At 71.2% G+C, this 15,283-nt stretch carries 16 protein-coding genes and 1 pseudogene; 5 read left to right on the plus strand and 12 right to left on the minus strand.

All coding sequences use genetic code 11. The features are described from left to right. Positions 1-22: 22 nt before the first annotated feature. Genes MFF58_RS12920 through MFF58_RS12930 form a run of 3 tightly spaced genes read right to left on the minus strand, consistent with a single transcriptional unit; the run spans position 23 to position 2,121 of the window. Positions 23-454: a DoxX family protein gene (locus tag MFF58_RS12920; RefSeq protein WP_238287982.1), complete on the minus strand. Its 432-nt coding sequence runs from the start codon at positions 452-454 to the stop codon at positions 23-25. Positions 455-492: 38 nt separating this feature from the next. Further along, on the minus strand, positions 493-1,125 hold the full coding sequence (locus MFF58_RS12925) for an alpha/beta hydrolase (RefSeq protein ID WP_238287886.1): 633 nt from the start codon (positions 1,123-1,125) through the stop codon (positions 493-495). Between the two features lie 60 nt (positions 1,126-1,185). Continuing rightward, a complete protein-coding gene (locus MFF58_RS12930) occupies positions 1,186-2,121 on the minus strand; it encodes a ring-cleaving dioxygenase (RefSeq protein WP_238287891.1) in 936 nt (311 codons plus the stop codon). Between the two features lie 122 nt (positions 2,122-2,243). On the opposite strand from MFF58_RS12930, the gene MFF58_RS12935 reads away from it, so the two are divergent. Both MFF58_RS12935 and MFF58_RS12940 read left to right on the plus strand, forming a co-directional pair. Continuing rightward, positions 2,244-3,242 carry a LysR family transcriptional regulator gene (locus MFF58_RS12935; RefSeq protein ID WP_238287893.1) on the plus strand — a complete coding sequence of 333 codons (999 nt, stop codon included), beginning with the start codon at positions 2,244-2,246 and terminating at the stop codon, positions 3,240-3,242. Between the two features lie 288 nt (positions 3,243-3,530). After that, positions 3,531-4,172 (plus strand): GntR family transcriptional regulator, encoded by a 642-nt coding sequence (locus MFF58_RS12940; RefSeq protein ID WP_238287897.1) that lies wholly within the window; start codon positions 3,531-3,533, stop codon positions 4,170-4,172. Positions 4,173-4,276: 104 nt separating this feature from the next. On the opposite strand, the gene MFF58_RS12945 is transcribed toward MFF58_RS12940, so the two are convergent. From MFF58_RS12945 to MFF58_RS12960, 4 genes are read right to left on the minus strand one after another with little or no spacing between them, the layout of a single operon-like run. Further along, positions 4,277-4,870: a GbsR/MarR family transcriptional regulator gene (locus MFF58_RS12945; RefSeq protein ID WP_238287899.1), complete on the minus strand. Its 594-nt coding sequence runs from the start codon at positions 4,868-4,870 to the stop codon at positions 4,277-4,279. 42 nt (positions 4,871-4,912) lie between these two features. Beyond that, a complete protein-coding gene (locus tag MFF58_RS12950; protein WP_238287901.1) occupies positions 4,913-5,035 on the minus strand; it encodes a DUF2474 family protein in 123 nt (40 codons plus the stop codon). Further along, a complete protein-coding gene (gene cydB / locus MFF58_RS12955; RefSeq protein ID WP_238287902.1) occupies positions 5,035-6,042 on the minus strand; it encodes a cytochrome d ubiquinol oxidase subunit II in 1,008 nt (335 codons plus the stop codon). The genes MFF58_RS12950 and cydB overlap by 1 nt, the downstream gene beginning before the upstream one ends. A gap of 7 nt (positions 6,043-6,049) precedes the next feature. Continuing rightward, positions 6,050-7,468 (minus strand): cytochrome ubiquinol oxidase subunit I, encoded by a 1,419-nt coding sequence (locus MFF58_RS12960; protein ID WP_238287903.1) that lies wholly within the window; start codon positions 7,466-7,468, stop codon positions 6,050-6,052. A 259-nt stretch (positions 7,469-7,727) separates the two neighbouring features. Here MFF58_RS12960 and MFF58_RS12965 point away from each other — a divergent pair, with 259 nt between their 5' ends. Beyond that, on the plus strand, positions 7,728-8,927 hold the full coding sequence (locus MFF58_RS12965; protein ID WP_238287904.1) for a pyridoxal phosphate-dependent aminotransferase: 1,200 nt from the start codon (positions 7,728-7,730) through the stop codon (positions 8,925-8,927). Positions 8,928-8,934: 7 nt separating this feature from the next. On the opposite strand, the gene MFF58_RS12970 is transcribed toward MFF58_RS12965, so the two are convergent. From MFF58_RS12970 to MFF58_RS12980, 3 genes are all read right to left on the minus strand, one after another. Continuing rightward, positions 8,935-9,861 (minus strand): dihydrodipicolinate synthase family protein, encoded by a 927-nt coding sequence (locus tag MFF58_RS12970; RefSeq protein ID WP_238287905.1) that lies wholly within the window; start codon positions 9,859-9,861, stop codon positions 8,935-8,937. Between the two features lie 451 nt (positions 9,862-10,312). Then, positions 10,313-10,822: a DUF2243 domain-containing protein gene (locus tag MFF58_RS12975; protein WP_238287906.1), complete on the minus strand. Its 510-nt coding sequence runs from the start codon at positions 10,820-10,822 to the stop codon at positions 10,313-10,315. Positions 10,823-11,022: 200 nt separating this feature from the next. Continuing rightward, complete coding sequence (locus MFF58_RS12980; protein WP_238287908.1) at positions 11,023-13,035, minus strand: OPT family oligopeptide transporter; 2,013 nt, start codon at positions 13,033-13,035, stop codon at positions 11,023-11,025. Between the two features lie 213 nt (positions 13,036-13,248). Here MFF58_RS12980 and MFF58_RS12985 point away from each other — a divergent pair, with 213 nt between their 5' ends. After that, positions 13,249-13,698, plus strand: a complete 450-nt coding sequence (locus MFF58_RS12985; RefSeq protein WP_238287910.1) for a DMT family transporter — start codon at positions 13,249-13,251, stop codon at positions 13,696-13,698. A gap of 45 nt (positions 13,699-13,743) precedes the next feature. Continuing rightward, positions 13,744-14,187, plus strand: a complete 444-nt coding sequence (locus tag MFF58_RS12990; protein WP_238287911.1) for a DMT family transporter — start codon at positions 13,744-13,746, stop codon at positions 14,185-14,187. A gap of 40 nt (positions 14,188-14,227) precedes the next feature. On the opposite strand, the gene MFF58_RS12995 is transcribed toward MFF58_RS12990, so the two are convergent. Both MFF58_RS12995 and MFF58_RS13000 read right to left on the minus strand, forming a co-directional pair. After that, positions 14,228-14,956, minus strand: a complete 729-nt coding sequence (locus MFF58_RS12995; protein WP_238287913.1) for an SDR family oxidoreductase — start codon at positions 14,954-14,956, stop codon at positions 14,228-14,230. Positions 14,957-15,181: 225 nt separating this feature from the next. Continuing rightward, positions 15,182-15,283, minus strand: a pseudogene (locus MFF58_RS13000) (CsbD family protein); the annotation flags it as partial.

Raw genomic sequence — 15,283 nt, forward strand, 5'->3', positions numbered from 1 at the left:
GCGGGCGGAACGGCGCCTGCGGTCACCGCCGGCCGAGCCGATCGTCCAGGCTGAAGGGGCCGCCCCCGAAGGCCGCGACCTGCAGGAGGCCGCCGGCCATGGCGAGGTTCTTCAGGAAGTGGAACATCTGGTTCTGATCGCCCAGCGCCGCGTGGAAGGTCACGGCGGTCGCCACGGCGAAGGCCGCCAGGATCAGCGCGACGAGCCGGGTGCGGTAGCCGGCGATCAGCAGCAGGCCGCCGACGATCTCCACCAGCGTGGCCGCCGCGTAGGAGACCGGCGGCAGCGGCAGGCCGGCGGCCTCGATCGTGGCCAGCGTCGCGCCGGGCGCGGCGAGCTTGCCGGCCCCACTCACCAGGAAGATCGCGCTCAGTAGAACGCGGCCGGCCGTCGCGGACAGGCCGGCGACGCGCGTGCCGGCGGCAGTGGAGGCAGGCGGGTTCGGGGAGATCATGATGATGTTCCATCCTGTACGCGGGTCGAAAGCGAAATTCACGCCGCGCTCCGGAGCGCGGCGGTCTGGAGCCAGCCGGCCGCGACGCTGACCTCGGCCTGCGACAGGCCGTGCCCGGCGGGCAGGATCCGGTGCTCGACGGTCGCGCCGGACGCGGTGAGCTGCGCAGCGAGGCGCCGGGCGTTCTCCACCGGCACGATGGGGTCCATCGCCCCGGAGAGGATCAGGACAGGCCGGCCGGCGAGATCCGCTGCGGGCGGCTCGGCGAACGGCACCATCGGGCGGATCAGCACAGCCCCCGCCAGGGTCTCCGGCCAGAGCAGCAGCAGCGAGGCGGCGATGTTGGCGCCGTTCGAGAAGCCCAGTGCCAGGGGTGCTCCGAGGCCGTAACGCTCCCGGGCCGCTGCCACGAAGGCGGCGAGGTCGCCGGTGCGGCGGCGCAGGTCCGCCTCGTCGAACACGCCTTCGGCCACGCGCCGGAAGAAGCGCGGCATGCCGTTCTCGGTCACCGGCCCGCGCGGGGCGAGCAGTGCGGCGCCCGGCGCGACCATGCGGCCGAGCGGCAGAAGATCGGTCTCGTTGCCGCCCGTCCCGTGCAGGAGCAGCAGCGGCCTGGCGGCATCCGCGCCGGGCTCGAAGCGATGGATGAACTCGACGGTGTCCTGGGTCATGGCATCCTCCTGGCGGTACATCGCGGGCCCGCCCCGCTTCGCGCGGGGCGGGCCCGACGGTCAGGCGACCTTCGGCAGCACGGCCTCGATCTCGGCCCGGTGCGGCTCGAGGCCGGCGGGCAGCTTCAGGGCGCTGCCGAGGGCCTCCACCGGCTCGTCGACCGCGAAGCCGGGCGCGTCGGTGGCGATCTCGAACAGCACGCCGCCGGGCTCGCGGAAGTAGATCGACCGGAAGTACTGCCGGTCGCGCTGCTCGGTGACGTGGAGGCCGCGGGCGGTGAGCCTCTCACCCATCGCGGCCTGCGCGGCGTCGTCCGCCGCCCGGAACGCGATGTGGTGGACCGAGCCGGCGCCCGGCCGGCCACGGAGGAAGCCGCCCACCGCCCGCAGGGTCACGAGCCCTCCGATCGCGGCGCTGCCCGCGAAGCGGATCAGGTTGCCCTCGCGGGCGACCTCCCCGAGACCCAGCACCTCCGTGAGGATCGCGGCCGTGGGCTCGGCCTTGTCCAGGAGGAGCGTCACCCCGTGCAGCCCACGGACGGCGTGCTCGGCGGGAACCTCGCTGGAGGCCCATCCCTCCGCGTCCCCGCCCTCCGCGCCCATGTCCACCCCGACCAGGGCGAGCATCATGCCGTCCGGATCGCGGAAGCGCAGGGTCGGCTCGCCGAAGACTTGGACGAGCGGCTCGTGGGCGACGCCCTTCTCGATCAGGCGGTGGGTCCACCAGCCGATGGAGGCGCGGGGTACCCGGAAGGCGGTCTCCTGCGTCTCTCCCACCCCGATGCGGCCCGGGGCCGCGTGCTCGATGGGGAAGAAGGTGAGGATCGTGCCGGGCCGTCCGGCGGCGTCGCCGTAATACAGATGGTAGGTGCCCGGATCGTCGAAGTTGACGGTCTTCTTCACCAGCCGCAGCCCGAGGATCCGGGTGTGGAAATCGAGGTTGCGCAGGGCCGGGCCGGAGAAGGCCGTGACGTGGTGGAGGCCGGTCTGAACCATGGCGATGTCTCCCGGGAGGCCGCCGCAAGAGGCGCGGCGCGTTGCCGATGACGGGAATGTGCCCCTTGCCGCCGATCCATAAAATAGAAACAATGGAAATCCATCGTTTCTGGAATTGACCCATGCGGCTGCCCGATTTCGAGGCCTGGGCTGTCTTCGCCAAGGTGGTGGAGACCGGCTCCTTCGGGCGTGCCGCCGCGGAGCTCGCGCTATCGAAGGGGACCGTCTCGAAGGCGGTGGCGCGGCTGGAGGCTCGGATCGGCGCCCGGCTGTTCAACCGCACGTCGCGTAAGCTCGCCCTCACCGAGGCGGGGCAGGCCGCGAAGGACGGTGCCGCGCGCATCCTGGCGGAGGGTGAGGCGGCCGAGGCGCTCGCGATGGCGGGCTCAGCCGAACCGCGCGGACTGGTGCGGCTGGCCGTCCCGATGACCTTCGGCGTGATGCACGTGGCGCCGCTGCTGCCGGATTTCCTGGCCCGGCACCCCTCCGTCGCGGTGGACCTGCACCTCTCCGACGCGGTGGTCGACCTCGTCGGCGGCGGCTTCGACATCGGGCTGCGCATCGCCGCCCTGCCGGATTCGTCCCTGCGGGCGCGCCGCCTCTGCGCGATCCGCCGCTCCCTGGTGGCAACCCCGGATTACCTCGACCGGCACGGCCGCCCGACGCATCCGGACGATCTCGCCCGCCACACCTGCCTCGGCTACGCCTACCTGCCGAGTCCCGACCGCTGGCGCTTCATCGACGCCGCCGGCGTCGAAGCAGTGGTCCAACCCGCGGGCCAGCTCCGGGCGAACAACGCCGAAGCGCTGGCACCCGCGCTCCGGGCGGGCCTCGGACTGGCGCTGCAGCCCGATTTCATGATCTGGGACGATCTGGAAACCGGCCGGCTGGAACGGGCCCTGCCCGGCTGGTCGCCGCCCCCGATCGCGCTGCATCTGGTAACCCCGCACGGCGATCCCCGACCCGCGCGCGTGACGGCGCTCATCGGTTATCTCGGCCAGGCGCTCGCGCGGGCGCCGTGGGCCGGGCCGAACCATCCCGCGGAGCGGTCCGACGCGCTTGCCGCACACGGAACCGGACGCGGATCAGTTGACCCAGCCGGATCCGCGCCCACGCTATGACGGGGTCTCGTCCGGTTGGACGCCCGAGGCAGTCGGGGCCTGCGTCATCGCGCGTGTCTTGCAGGCGAGACCGGCAGCGGGACGGCCCGGGCCTGGAACTTGCGAGGGCTCGGTCCCTGACGTGCTCGCCCGGCTAAACCTGAAGTTTCAAAAAGTCGTATCCGTGCCGGATCTACAAGACTTTCATGCAGCTTCACGTTATGTCTAGATGCATACGGTGACGTTGAGGCCCCGATGGACATAGCGGTCCCCACCAGACCGGAGCCAGACCGGCTGCGGCACAAGACGATGGCTGCCGCGGTCGCGGATTCGCTGCGCCAGAGAATCCTGAACGGGGAGCTGCCACCGGGCGTTCAGCTCCGCCAGGACGCCCTGGCCGAGCAGTTCGGCATCAGCCGGATCCCGGTCCGGGAAGCCCTCCTGCAGCTCGAAGCGAACAACCTCGTGAAGATCATGCCGCATCGCGGCGCGGTGGTGACGGGCGTGTCGCTGGAAGAGCTGGAGGATATCTTCCAGCTCCGCGGGCAGCTCGAACCGCAATTGCTGGTCGTCTCGGCGATGCACCTGACGCCCGCCGACATCCAGGCGCTCCGCGCCGTGGCCAGTGCCTACAGCGATACGCTGGCCGGGGGCGAGGTCCTCCGCTGGGGCGAGCTGAACCGGCGCTTCCACCTCGACCTGCTTCGCCACGCGCAGCGCCCGCGCTCGCTGAGCATCCTGTCCGGGCTCCTTCAGGACTGCGACCGGCCGACCCGGCTCCAGCTCTCGACGGTCGGCGACATGGCGCGAGCCGAGCAGGAGCACGGGCGGATCCTCGACCTGTGCGAGGCGCGGAGGATCGACGAGGCGGCCGCGGCCCTGCGCGCCCATGTCGAGCATGTCGGCGCCGCCCTCGTCGCGATCTACCGGCGCGTGCTCGCGGACGCCTGACGGGGGCGGTCCGCCCCGAGGGGGCGCGACCCGCTTCGGCGACGCGGCCGTCACCGCGTCCGAGGGAGGACGGCCGGCCGCGTGCGCGGGTCGGGCCGCCGTCCTCAATCCGTCGGCTTGATGTCCGACTTCGCCGCTCGGCCGCCGATGCGCCCCGGCAGGCGGACGAGACGGTCCTTCACCTCCAGCACCTTCTGGACCTTGGAACCGAGGGTGAGAAGCTGGACGAGGCGCTCCGTCTCGAGGCGGCGCACGTCCGCGTACCAGCCGGCGAAGAGCTCGAACAGGTCGTGCATCTCGCCGAGGCGGGCCTGAGCGTGGCGCTCCCCCTCCGTGCCGGCCTCCTGCATCAGGAGTTCGCGCAGCAGGGTCAGGGTCGGGTCGATCTCCCGCTTCTTGCGTTCCTCGACCAGCGTGCGGACGATCTGCCAGATATCCTCCGGCGTCGCGAAATAGTCCCGCCTGTCCCCCGGCACGTGCTGGAGGCGCACGAGGTTCCAGGCCTGCAGCTCCTTGAGGCCCATGCTGACGTTGGAGCGCGAGACGCCGAGGCGCTCGACGATCTCGTCGGCGTTGAGCGGCCGCTCGGCGACGAACAGCAGGGCGTAGATCTGCCCGACGGTCCGGTTGATGCCCCAGCGCGAGCCCATCTCGCCGAAGTGCAGCACGAAGGTCTGGACGAGGGGAGGCAGATGCACGGTGACGGTCCGACGCGGGGGTCCGGGTTCGGTGCCGGCTTATCAGCTCTTGAGCCAGAACCGGAGGAGCGTCGCGACGCATCCGAGGCCGACGATGCTGGACGCCCAGATCGCCGCGAACCACGCGAGACGCTTCCAGAGGGGGAGAGCCGTGGCGTCCGTCATCAGTGGTACCCGTGCGCGTCGACCTTCCCGCGAAACACCCAGTAGGAATACGCGGTGTAGATCAGGATGATCGGGATCAGGACCGAGGCGCCTACCAGCAGGAACACTTGGCTCGCCTCGGGGGCGGCCGCCTGCCAGATCGTGATCCGGCCCGGCACCACGTCGGGGAAGATGCTGATGCCCAGTCCCAGGAAGGTCAGGGCGAACAGGCCCAGCGCGATCAGGAAGGGCGCCCGCTCGGCACCGCCCCGCAGGGTGCGCCACAGGGCGTAGGCCGCGAGCGCCACCAGCAGCGGCACCTGCGCGGTGATCAGCACGTTCGGCATCGCCAGCCAGCGCTCGTAGTAGCGGCCCTGGAGGAAGGGCGTCACCGCGCTGACGAGGGCGATGGCCGCGACCGTCGCCACGGTGAGGCGCAGGGCGTAGCGCCGGGCCTGCATCTGGAGCAGGCCCTCGGTGCGCATCACCAGCCAAGTCGCGCCGAGGAGCGCGTAGCCGACGACCAGGCTCGCGCCGACGAGGAGGCTGAAGGGCGTGAGCCAGTCCCACCAGCCGCCGGCATAGGCGCGCCCGTTGACCGCGATGCCCTGCAGGAGCGCGCCCAGCGTGATCCCCTGGGCTAGGGCCGCCACCAGCGAGCCGCCCGCGAAGGCCAAGTCCCAGGCGGCGCGGTGGCGGGGATCGCGCCAGCGGAACTCGAAGGCGACGCCGCGGAAGATCAGCCCGAGCAGCATCGCGATGATGGGCGCGTAGAGCGCCGGCAGGATCACCGCGTAGGCCAGGGGGAAGACCGCGAACAGGCCGCCGCCGCCCAGCACCAGCCAGGTCTCGTTGCCGTCCCAGACCGGGGCGACCGAGTTCATGGCGGTGTCGCGCTCCGCGCCGGGCCTCAGGACGGGGAACAGGAGTCCGATGCCGAGATCGAAGCCGTCCATGACGATGTAGGCGAAGACCGCGAAGGCGATGACGAGCGCCCACACCACCGTGAGGTCGAAACTGTAGGCCATGGCTTCCTCACTCGGCCGGCTGGAGGTGGCGGTCGGGATCGATCGCCGGGGCGGGCGTGATGCCCGCCGTCCGGATCGGCGCGCCGGGCTCGATCCCGCTCTCGCCGGCCTGCGGGGGCTTGCCCATCAGGCGCAGGATGTAGCCGGTGCCCATGGCGAAGACCGCGAAGTAGATCACCACGAAGGCGGTGAGCGAGGCCGCCACCGCCGGCGCCTGGAGCGGCGAGGCGGACTGCGCCGTGCGCAGCAGGCCGTAGACCGTGTAGGGCTGGCGCCCGACCTCGGTGGTGATCCAGCCGGCCAGCACCGCCACGAAGCCGGCCGGGCCCATCGCCACCGCGAAGCGGTGCAGCGGGCGCCACGCGTAGAGCGCCCCGCGCCAGCGGGCCACGAGGCTCACGCCGCCCAGGAGCAGCATCAGCATCCCGAGGCCGACCATGATGCGGAACGACCAGAACACGATCGGCACCGGCGGCCATTCCGACCGCGGCAGGCTGTCGAGTCCCTTCAGCGGGGCGTCCAGGGCGTGCTGCAGCACCAGCGAGGACAGCTTCGGGATCTCGACCGCGTAGCGCACGGTGCCGGCCTCCTGATCGGGCAGGCCGAACAGCACCAGCGGCGCGCCGTCCGGGTGGCTCTGGAAGTGGCCCTCCATGGCCATGACCTTGGCGGGCTGGTGCTCCAGGGTGTTGAGGCCGTGCGCGTCGCCGGCGAGGATCTGGACGGGCGCAACCAGGGCGGCCATCCACATCGCCATCGAGAACATCGTCCGGGCGGCCGGGTTGGCCCGGTCGCGCAGCAGGTGCCACGCGCCGACCGCACCCACCACCAGGGCCGTCGTGAGGTAGGCGGCCAGCACCATGTGGACGAGGCGGAACGGGAAGGACGGGTTGAACACGATCGCCCACCAGTCCAGCGGCACGAACTGGCCCTCGGCGTTCGTGCCGTAGCCCGCCGGCGTCTGCATCCAGGAATTCACCGCCAGGATCCAGAACGCCGAGAAGAAGGTCCCGAACGCCACCATCAGCGTCGCCGCGAAATGCAGCCGCGGCCCGACCTTGCGCATCCCGAACAGCATCACCCCGAGGAAGCCCGCCTCCAGGAAGAAGGCCGAGAGCACCTCGTAGGCCATCATCGGGCCCAGCACCGGGCCGGTCTTGTCGGAGAAGACCGACCAGTTCGTGCCGAACTGGTAGGACATCACCAGCCCCGACACGACGCCCATGGCGAAGGCGATCGCGAAGATCTTAATCCAGTACTTGAACAGGTCCATGAAGACCTGGCGCCCCGTGGCGAGCCACAGGCCCTCCAGGACGGCGAGGAAGCTCGCCAGCCCGATCGAGAAGGCCGGGAACACGATGTGGAACGCCACCGTGAACCCGAATTGCACGCGGGCGAGGATCAGCGGATCGAGATTGGCGAGCACGACGGACCTCCGGCCCAGCGGTTGCGACTCGCGTTATAGCAATTTCAGAAATTTCTGAAAAGTCGATAATTCTGGTCCATCGGCGGCGAGCGTCGCACCCGCGAGGATCCTCGGGCCTGGACGCGCGGAGCCGAACGCGGCAGGGTCGGGGCCATTCCAACGAGCCGAGACCCGGCAGGCACGGTGCCCCTCCGGGCAACAGCGCCGCGAGGCGCGCCCATCGGCCGTGCCAGCACACCACGAGAACCGCCCGCATCCCATGGCCCAAACCTCAAGCCCCGCCGCCGTCGACCTCGCGGCCGCCCTGTCGGCCCGGATCCGGGGTGTCGGCACGAGCCAGATCGGCCTCGTGGCGGACCGCGGGCGCGACGACCCGGAGGTCGTGAAGCTGTGGATCGGCGAGGGTGACCTGCCGACCCCGCCCTTCATCGTCGAGGCGGCGCACCGCGCCATGCTGGACGGGCATACGCGCTACACGACCTCGCTCGGTCTTCCGGCCCTGCGGGAGGCGCTCGGCGCCTATCATGCGCGGCACTGGGGCGTGGACATCCCGCCCGACCGGTTCGCCGTGACGGCGGGGGGGATGAACGCCATCATGCAGGCCGCGCAGGTTCTGCTGGAACCGGGCGACGAGATCATCATCCCCTCCCCCGCCTGGCCGAACCTGCGCGAGGCGGTGCGCATCGCCGGCGGCGTGCCCGTCGCGGTCCCCTATCGCAGGCTGCCGGACGGGCGCTTCGCCCTGCCGCTCGCCGACATCGCGGCGGCGATCACAGCGCGCACCCGCGTGATCATGGTGAACTCGCCCTCCAATCCGACCGGCTGGACGATGCCGCTCGCGGAGATGACGGCCCTGCGCGACCTCGCCCGCGACCGCGGCCTCTGGATCCTGTCGGACGAGGTCTACGCGCACTTCACCTACGGCAATCGGATCGCCCCGTCCTTCCTGCAGATCTGCACCGAGGACGACCGGCTGATCGTGACCAACACCTTCTCGAAGAACTGGGCCATGACCGGCTGGCGCGCCGGCTGGGTGATCTATCCCCGCGGCCTCGCACCCACGTTCGCGAAGCTCGGGCAGTACAGCACCACCTCGATCTCGACCTTCGTCCAGCACGCCTGCATCGCGGCCCTCGCGGAGGGCGACGGCTTCATCCGCACCATGGTGGACCGCTGCGCCGAGGCCCGCACGATCCTGGTGGACGGGCTGTCGGGCCTGCCGGGCGTCACCGCCGCGCCGCCGGACGGGGCGTTCTACCTCATGGCCCGGATGGGCGGCGACGAGCCCAGCCTCGACCTGGCGCTTCGGCTGCTGCGGGAGGCGAAGGTCGGGGTGGCGCCCGGCACCGCGTTCGGACCGGAGGGCGAGGGTCTGGTGCGGATCTGCTTCGCCATCAGCCCGGCGCTGGCGCGGGAGGCGGTGGAGCGCCTCTCGGCCGTCCTGCGCCGCGCGGGCTGAAACCGCCTCACCGTCCCCAGCGCAGCACCAGCGCGTCGTTCCGGCGGGCCAGCTCGATCAGGCCCGAGCGGGTCGCCGGGTGCAGCGGCTGGATCGGCAGCCGCGCGGTCTCGTGGGCGATCACGCCGCCCTCCCGCATCAGGGCCTTGCAGGCGAGCAGCCCGCATTGCCGGTTCTCGTAGTTGATCAGCGGCAGCCAGCGCGCGTAGGCGTCCATCGCGGCGTCCCGCCGGCCCGCCGCGTAGGCATCGGTGATCTGCCGGATCCCGTCCGGGTAGGCGCCGCCGGTCATCGCCCCCGTGGCGCCGGCATCGAGGTCGGCCATCAGGGTGATCGCCTCCTCGCCGTCCCACGGACCCACCACGGCGTCGCCGCCCAGCGCGATCAGCTCGCGGAGCTTGCCCGCCGCGCCCGCGGTCTCGATCTTGAAGTAGGCGACGTGCTCGATCTCGCGGGCCATGCGGGCGAGGAAGGCCGCCGAGAGCGGCGTTCCCGCCACGGGCGCGTCCTGGATCATGATCGGGATCGCGATCGCGTCGGAGACGCCGCGGAAGAAGTCGTAGATACCGAGATCCGGCACGCGGATCGTGGCGCCGTGATAGGGCGGCATCACCATCACCATGGCCGCTCCGGCCGCTTGCGCCCGGCGCGAGCGCTCGGCGCAGACCTGCGTGGCGAAGTGCGTCGTCGTGACGATCACCGGCACCCGGCCCGCCACGTGGTCGAGCACCGCGTGCATCACGGTCTCGCGCTCGTCGTCGGTGAGGACGAACTGCTCCGAGAAATTGGCGAGGATGCACAGGCCCTGGCTGCCCGCGTCGATCATGAAGTCGATCGCCCGGCGCTGCCCGTCGAGGTCGAGGGCGCCGGAGGCATCGAACACCGTGGGGGCGACTGGGAAGACGCCGCGATAGGCTTGGGCGGGTGAGGTCATGGGCAGTCCTTCTGCCGCGATCGTGCATCTCCGCGGACGATTCGCAACCGCGGCCGTGACGTGCCCGAGTCTGAGCACGCGACGGACCTGCGCCGAACGGTGCGGACCCGATCATCGCGCCTCCTGGCGCGTCCGACCAGTGCCCGTGCGCCCCCTCCCCGCGCCTGCTGCTGCGCGACGCGCCGACCTCGGACCTCGATCCGGACCTGGCCGCCGAATCCTGGACGTGCGCGCCGCTTCCCGAGCCGGCTCCGAGATCGGCCGCCGCGCAGGGGCCAACCCCTTCGACAGGGCGGCGCGGTTCAGCGCGACAGGCAACGCAGGCTGAGAAGGTCTTCGAGGGTCAGGGCCGAGCCGAAGAGGAGCGGTCGCCACGCCGGGAGGGTTGCGAGGGTCAGGCCGGCCGTGAGGATGAGCCAGGGCAGGACGGACCGGCGATCCGGGCCGGCCCTCAAACCGAGGCCCGCGCCATCGCCGCCTCCTCCGCCCGGCCGACCTGCACGAGGCCCAGCCCCGCCGCCAGCATGGCGCCGCCCCAGAGCAGGAAGCCGATGTCCCAGTAGATCCACTGCGTCCGCGGCAACGACTCGTTGACGTGGTGCACGCCGAGAATCTCGTGGTCGATCACGCCCTCGACGAGGTTGAACAGGCCCCAGCCGATCAGCAGCGACCCGATCAGCAGCTTGTTGGACCAGTAGAGATGTGCGCGGTGTGCGGTTCGCCAGAGGAGGAACAGTCCCAGCACGACGAAGACGTAGGTCGCGCTGTGGAAGATGCCGTCCCAGCGGGTGTTCAGCTCGAGGTTCGCGATCGTGTCGATCGGGTACCAGCTGCTCAGCATGTGGTGCCATTGCAGCACCTGATGGAGCACGATCCCGTCGAAGAAGCCGCCCAGCCCGAGTCGGAACAGGATGCCGGCGCTCAAGGGAAAGACGCGCTCTCGGGCTTCGGCCGCTTCCATGCGCAAATCCGGCTCCGGACGATCAGGATGACGGAGGTCGAGGGTTTCATTCCCGGGATCGCGCGGCAATCCAGGGCGGCGCGGGACCGATCAGCAGGGCGGGGCGGAATTACCCCACCGCGCTCGGACCGCTCCTCGACTGCCTTTCGGACTGTGCTGGGGCCCCGAGGCGGAAACCCGCCCGGGACCCCGATGGATCCCTAACCCCTTCGCGGTGCCTCGCCCGGGACAGAGACCATCCGGTGATAGACCGCGAGGCCCGCCAGGAAGACCGCGAGGCCGAGCCCCGTGGCGTAGGGGGCGAAATCCTTGCCCACGATGGCCAGCGCCGCGCTGTGGCCGGCCAGGAGATCGGTCCCGGCGAGCAACACGCCGACGCAACTCTCACCGACGAGGAAGCCCGAGGCCAGCAGCACGCCGCGGCGCCGCGCCGCCCCCAGAGCCTTGTCGGCGGCCCGCGCGTCACCCTTGCCACCGACCCGGGCGCGCAGCCGGCGCTCGGCGACCCAGGCGAGGATGCCGCCGATGGCGATCGTCACCTCCACCGACAGCGGCAGGTACATGCCGATGCCGACCGTCAGCGCCGGGAAGGTGAGGTTGCGCCGCTTCAGCCATGTTTCCGCGGCCACCAGGATCACGCCGAGTCCCGCACCGATCAGCACCATGTTCCACGGCAGTTCGCTGTGCGTGATGCCGTTGGCGATCTGGGTCATCAGGGCCGCCTGGGGCGCCGCCATGGCGCTTCCCGCATCCTGCCCGTCGCGTGCGGGCGCGCCGACGAAGCCGTAGGCCTCGTAGAGCAGCGACAGGAGCGGGGCGATCACCACGGCGCCCACCCCGACGCCGATGATGAGCGCGACCTGCTGGTGCCAGGGCGTGGCGCCGAGGACCTGGCCGGTCTTCAGGTCCTGCAGGTTGTCGTTCGCGATGGAGGAGGTCGTGATGACCACGGCGGTCAGCAGCAGCGCCATGCCGGTGACGAACCGGTCGCCTTCCGGTCCGGCGGAATGCCCGAGGATGAAGGGCAGGAGCAGCGCGGTCGCCATCGTGGTCAGGATCCCGATTCCCGAGATCGGGCTCGACGACGACCCGAGCAGGCCCGCGAGGTAGCCGCAGGCGGCCGCCATCAGGAAGCCGAACAGGATCGTGAACAGGGTCGCGGCGATGGCCAGCACCACCGTCAGGCCGCCGAGATCGGCTGGCTTGGCAAAATACCCGAACAGGATCGCCAGCGGCGCGCACAGGGCCAGCGTCGCGGCGGCGACCCAGGTGATCGGCAGGTCGCGCTCCTCGCGGGGATGATCCTTGCCGAGGCCGCCGCTTCCGGACAACGCCGAGCGGATGCTTTTCAGGATCGGGCGCGCCAGCGATCCCACCGTCCAGAGACCGCCCACCGCGATGATGCCGGCCCCCATGAGGCGCACCTGCCCGGACCAGATCGCCTCCGCAGCCTCACCGGCGGACTTGGCGGAATCGGGCGACAGGGCCGTCAGCACCGGCACGGCGATCCCCCAGGCGATCAGGACCCCGGTCAGCAGCGCGAGGCAGGCGCCGATGCCGACGAGGTAGCCGACGCCGACCAGCGCCAGCGAGAAGCCCGTCCCGGTGCGGAACACGGCGCCGCCGAGGCTGATCGCACCGTTCAGGCCGTCGCCCAGGATCCGCAGCCCGCTGGTGGCGAGGCCGATCGTCCCCGCCGCCGCTGCGGCGGCGAGCAGGTCGCGCAGGCCGTGGCTCCCCTCCTCTTCCTGGCCGGTCTTGAGCACCTCGGCGGCGGCCACACCCTCCGGATAGGGAAGATCGCTGCCGGAGACGAGGGCCCGACGGAGGGGGATCGAGAAGGCGACGCCGAGCAGGCCGCCCAGCATGCAGACGGCCGTGGTCTGCCAGAAGGGGAAGCCCTGCCAGTGCCCGATCAGGACGAGGCCGGGCAGGGCGAGAATGACATTGCAGAGCGTTCCCGCCGCCGAGGCCTGCGTCTGCACGATGTTGTTCTCGAGGAGGCCGGCGCCGCCCATCAGCCGGAACGCGCCCATCGAGATCATCGCGGCCGGGATCGACGACGAGAACGTCATCCCGGTCTTCAGCCCCATGTAGAGGTTGGCGGCCATGAAGATGACGGTGATGCCCGCCCCGAGCACGATGCCGCGCAGTGTCAGTTCGGCCGGACGGTCCTGGCCCGTCGGCTTGGTCGTCGGGCTTCGCGCGTCCATCGCTCACTCGGGTTGCCGTACGCAAACCGCCCGGAGGCCGAAACCTTTCCCGCGACCCGACGACGTGTCCGGCCGGAGGGCCTGAGTCGATCTGTCCCTGGGTCATGCCGCCGATGTGATGCAGTCACCGGCCGACCCGGCGGGTTCCCCGCAGACCGCCCGCGCCGGGTTCAGCCTGCGCGCCCGTCACGTCACGCGCCGGGATCCCTCACCGTGTCCAAGTGGTACCTCTACGGCTTCGCCCTGCTGGCCGGCGTCGCCAACGCCATCGAACCCGGCCAGAACGCGACCCTGGCCAAGGTCACCGGCCAGCCGATGCTGGCGGGGGTGTTCTGCTTCGCGGTGGCGATCCTCTGCTTCCTGGGCGTCATGGCGGTGGTCCGGTGGCGCGACCGGCCGTCCACCGGCGAGGCGACTCCCGTCCCGCGGTGGGCGTGGCCCGGCGGCATCCTCGGCGCGGCGGTCGTCCTGGCACAGCTCTACGTCTCCGAGCAGGTCGGGGCGGCGCCGTTCCTGGGCTGCGTCATCACGGCGGGCGTGATCGGCTCGATCGCCCTCGATCATTACGGTCTCGTCGGCTTCGCACGCCACAGCGCGAGCCGCTGGCGCGTCCTCGGCGGCATCCTGATGATCGCGGGCGTCGCCCTGGTGGCGGGCTTCTGACGGGTCCGGCCGCCGATCCCAACCCCCACCCGACAGGATGCGATCATGCTCTTCCTCTACGGCATCGCCTTGCTGGCGGGGCTCGCCAGCGCGGTCGAACCGGGCCAGAATGCGGCCCTCGCCAAATCCCTCGCGCGGCCCCTGCTGGCGGGCGTGGTGAGCCTCGCCGTCAGCATCGGCGCGTTCGTGGTGATCATGCTCGTAACGGGACGGTACGGGCTGCCGGGGATGGACCGCCTCGCGCAGGTCCCCTGGTGGGCCTGGCTCGGCGGCCTGATGAGCGCGGTTCTCGCGGCGGCGCAGCTCTACCTCTCGAAGGAGATCGGGGCCGCCACCTTCCTCGGCCTGATCGTCACGGCCGGCGTGGTCACCTCGATCCTGCTCGACCATTTCGGCCTCGTCGGCTTCAAGGTCCACCCGGCCGGCCTGTGGCGCCTCCTCGGCGGCGCCCTGATGATCGGCGGCGTCGGCCTCGTCGCCCGGTTCTGAGACCCTGCAGGGCGACGACGGCGGCGCCGTACCGTCGGGTTCAGATGGTCCAGCCGCCGTCGATGGTGACGGCCTGACCGGTGGTGTAGGTCGCCCCCGCCAGGTAGACGGCGAGGTCGGCGATCTCTTCCGGCGTTCCGAGCCGCCCGATCGGCTGCCGCGCGATGAAGGCCGCGCGGGTCTGCTCGTAGTCGCCCTGCGCGCGGATGCGCTCCTGCAGCGACGGGCTCTCCACGGTTCCAGGGCAGATCGCGTTGCAGCGGATGTTGTGGGCGACGTAATCGGCCGCCACCGCCTTGGTGAGCCCGATCACGGCCGCCTTGGTGAGCCCGTACGCGAAGCGGTTCGGCACGCCCTTCACCGAGGAGGCGACCGAGGCCATGTTGATGATGGCGCCGTCCCGCCGCTCGATCATGCCGGGCAGCACCGCGCGGATCGTGCGGATCATCGCCTTGACGTTGAGGTCGATGGCGACGTCGAGGTCGGCATCGGGCATCTCCAGGATGGTCCCGCCATGGACCACGCCGGCGCAGTTGAACAGCACGTCCACCGGACCGATCCGGTTCACGCACGTGGTGACGGCGCCGGCATCCAGAACGTCGAGGATCGCGGTTTGGAGGTTGTCGGCGCGCAGGTCGCCCAGCGCCGCCGCGTTGACGTCGGTGGCGTGAACCCGGGCACCGGCCCGCGCGAAGGCGAGCGCGCTGGCACGCCCAATTCCCTGCGCGGCCGCCGTGATCAGGACCGTTTTCCCGGCGAGATCTGTCATCGTGTGCTCCCTGCAGGCTGCGTGACGGCGAAGACAATCGCCTCAATCACCGTGATCGCAAGGCACAATCGCGAGGCACGCTCGCAAGGATCACTCGCAAGGATCACTCTGGCGCGGGTGGGTGAGCCGCCGCCACGCAGGGCGGCACCGGTCCGCCCGGTGCCGCCGCCAGGGTCGCGGCGCGGCCGGGGCAGCGCCGGCGCGGCCGGCGCCGTGGGGGCGCGCTCAGCGCCGTCCGGTGACGGTCTCGGCCAGGGACTTGGCGCCGTCCTTGACGTCGCCGACCGTCTTCTGCGCCTCGCCCTTCAGCTCCTGCGCCTGGCCCTC

The organism is Methylobacterium longum (genome assembly GCF_022179385.1).
Taxonomy (GTDB): Bacteria; Pseudomonadota; Alphaproteobacteria; order Rhizobiales; family Beijerinckiaceae; genus Methylobacterium; species Methylobacterium longum.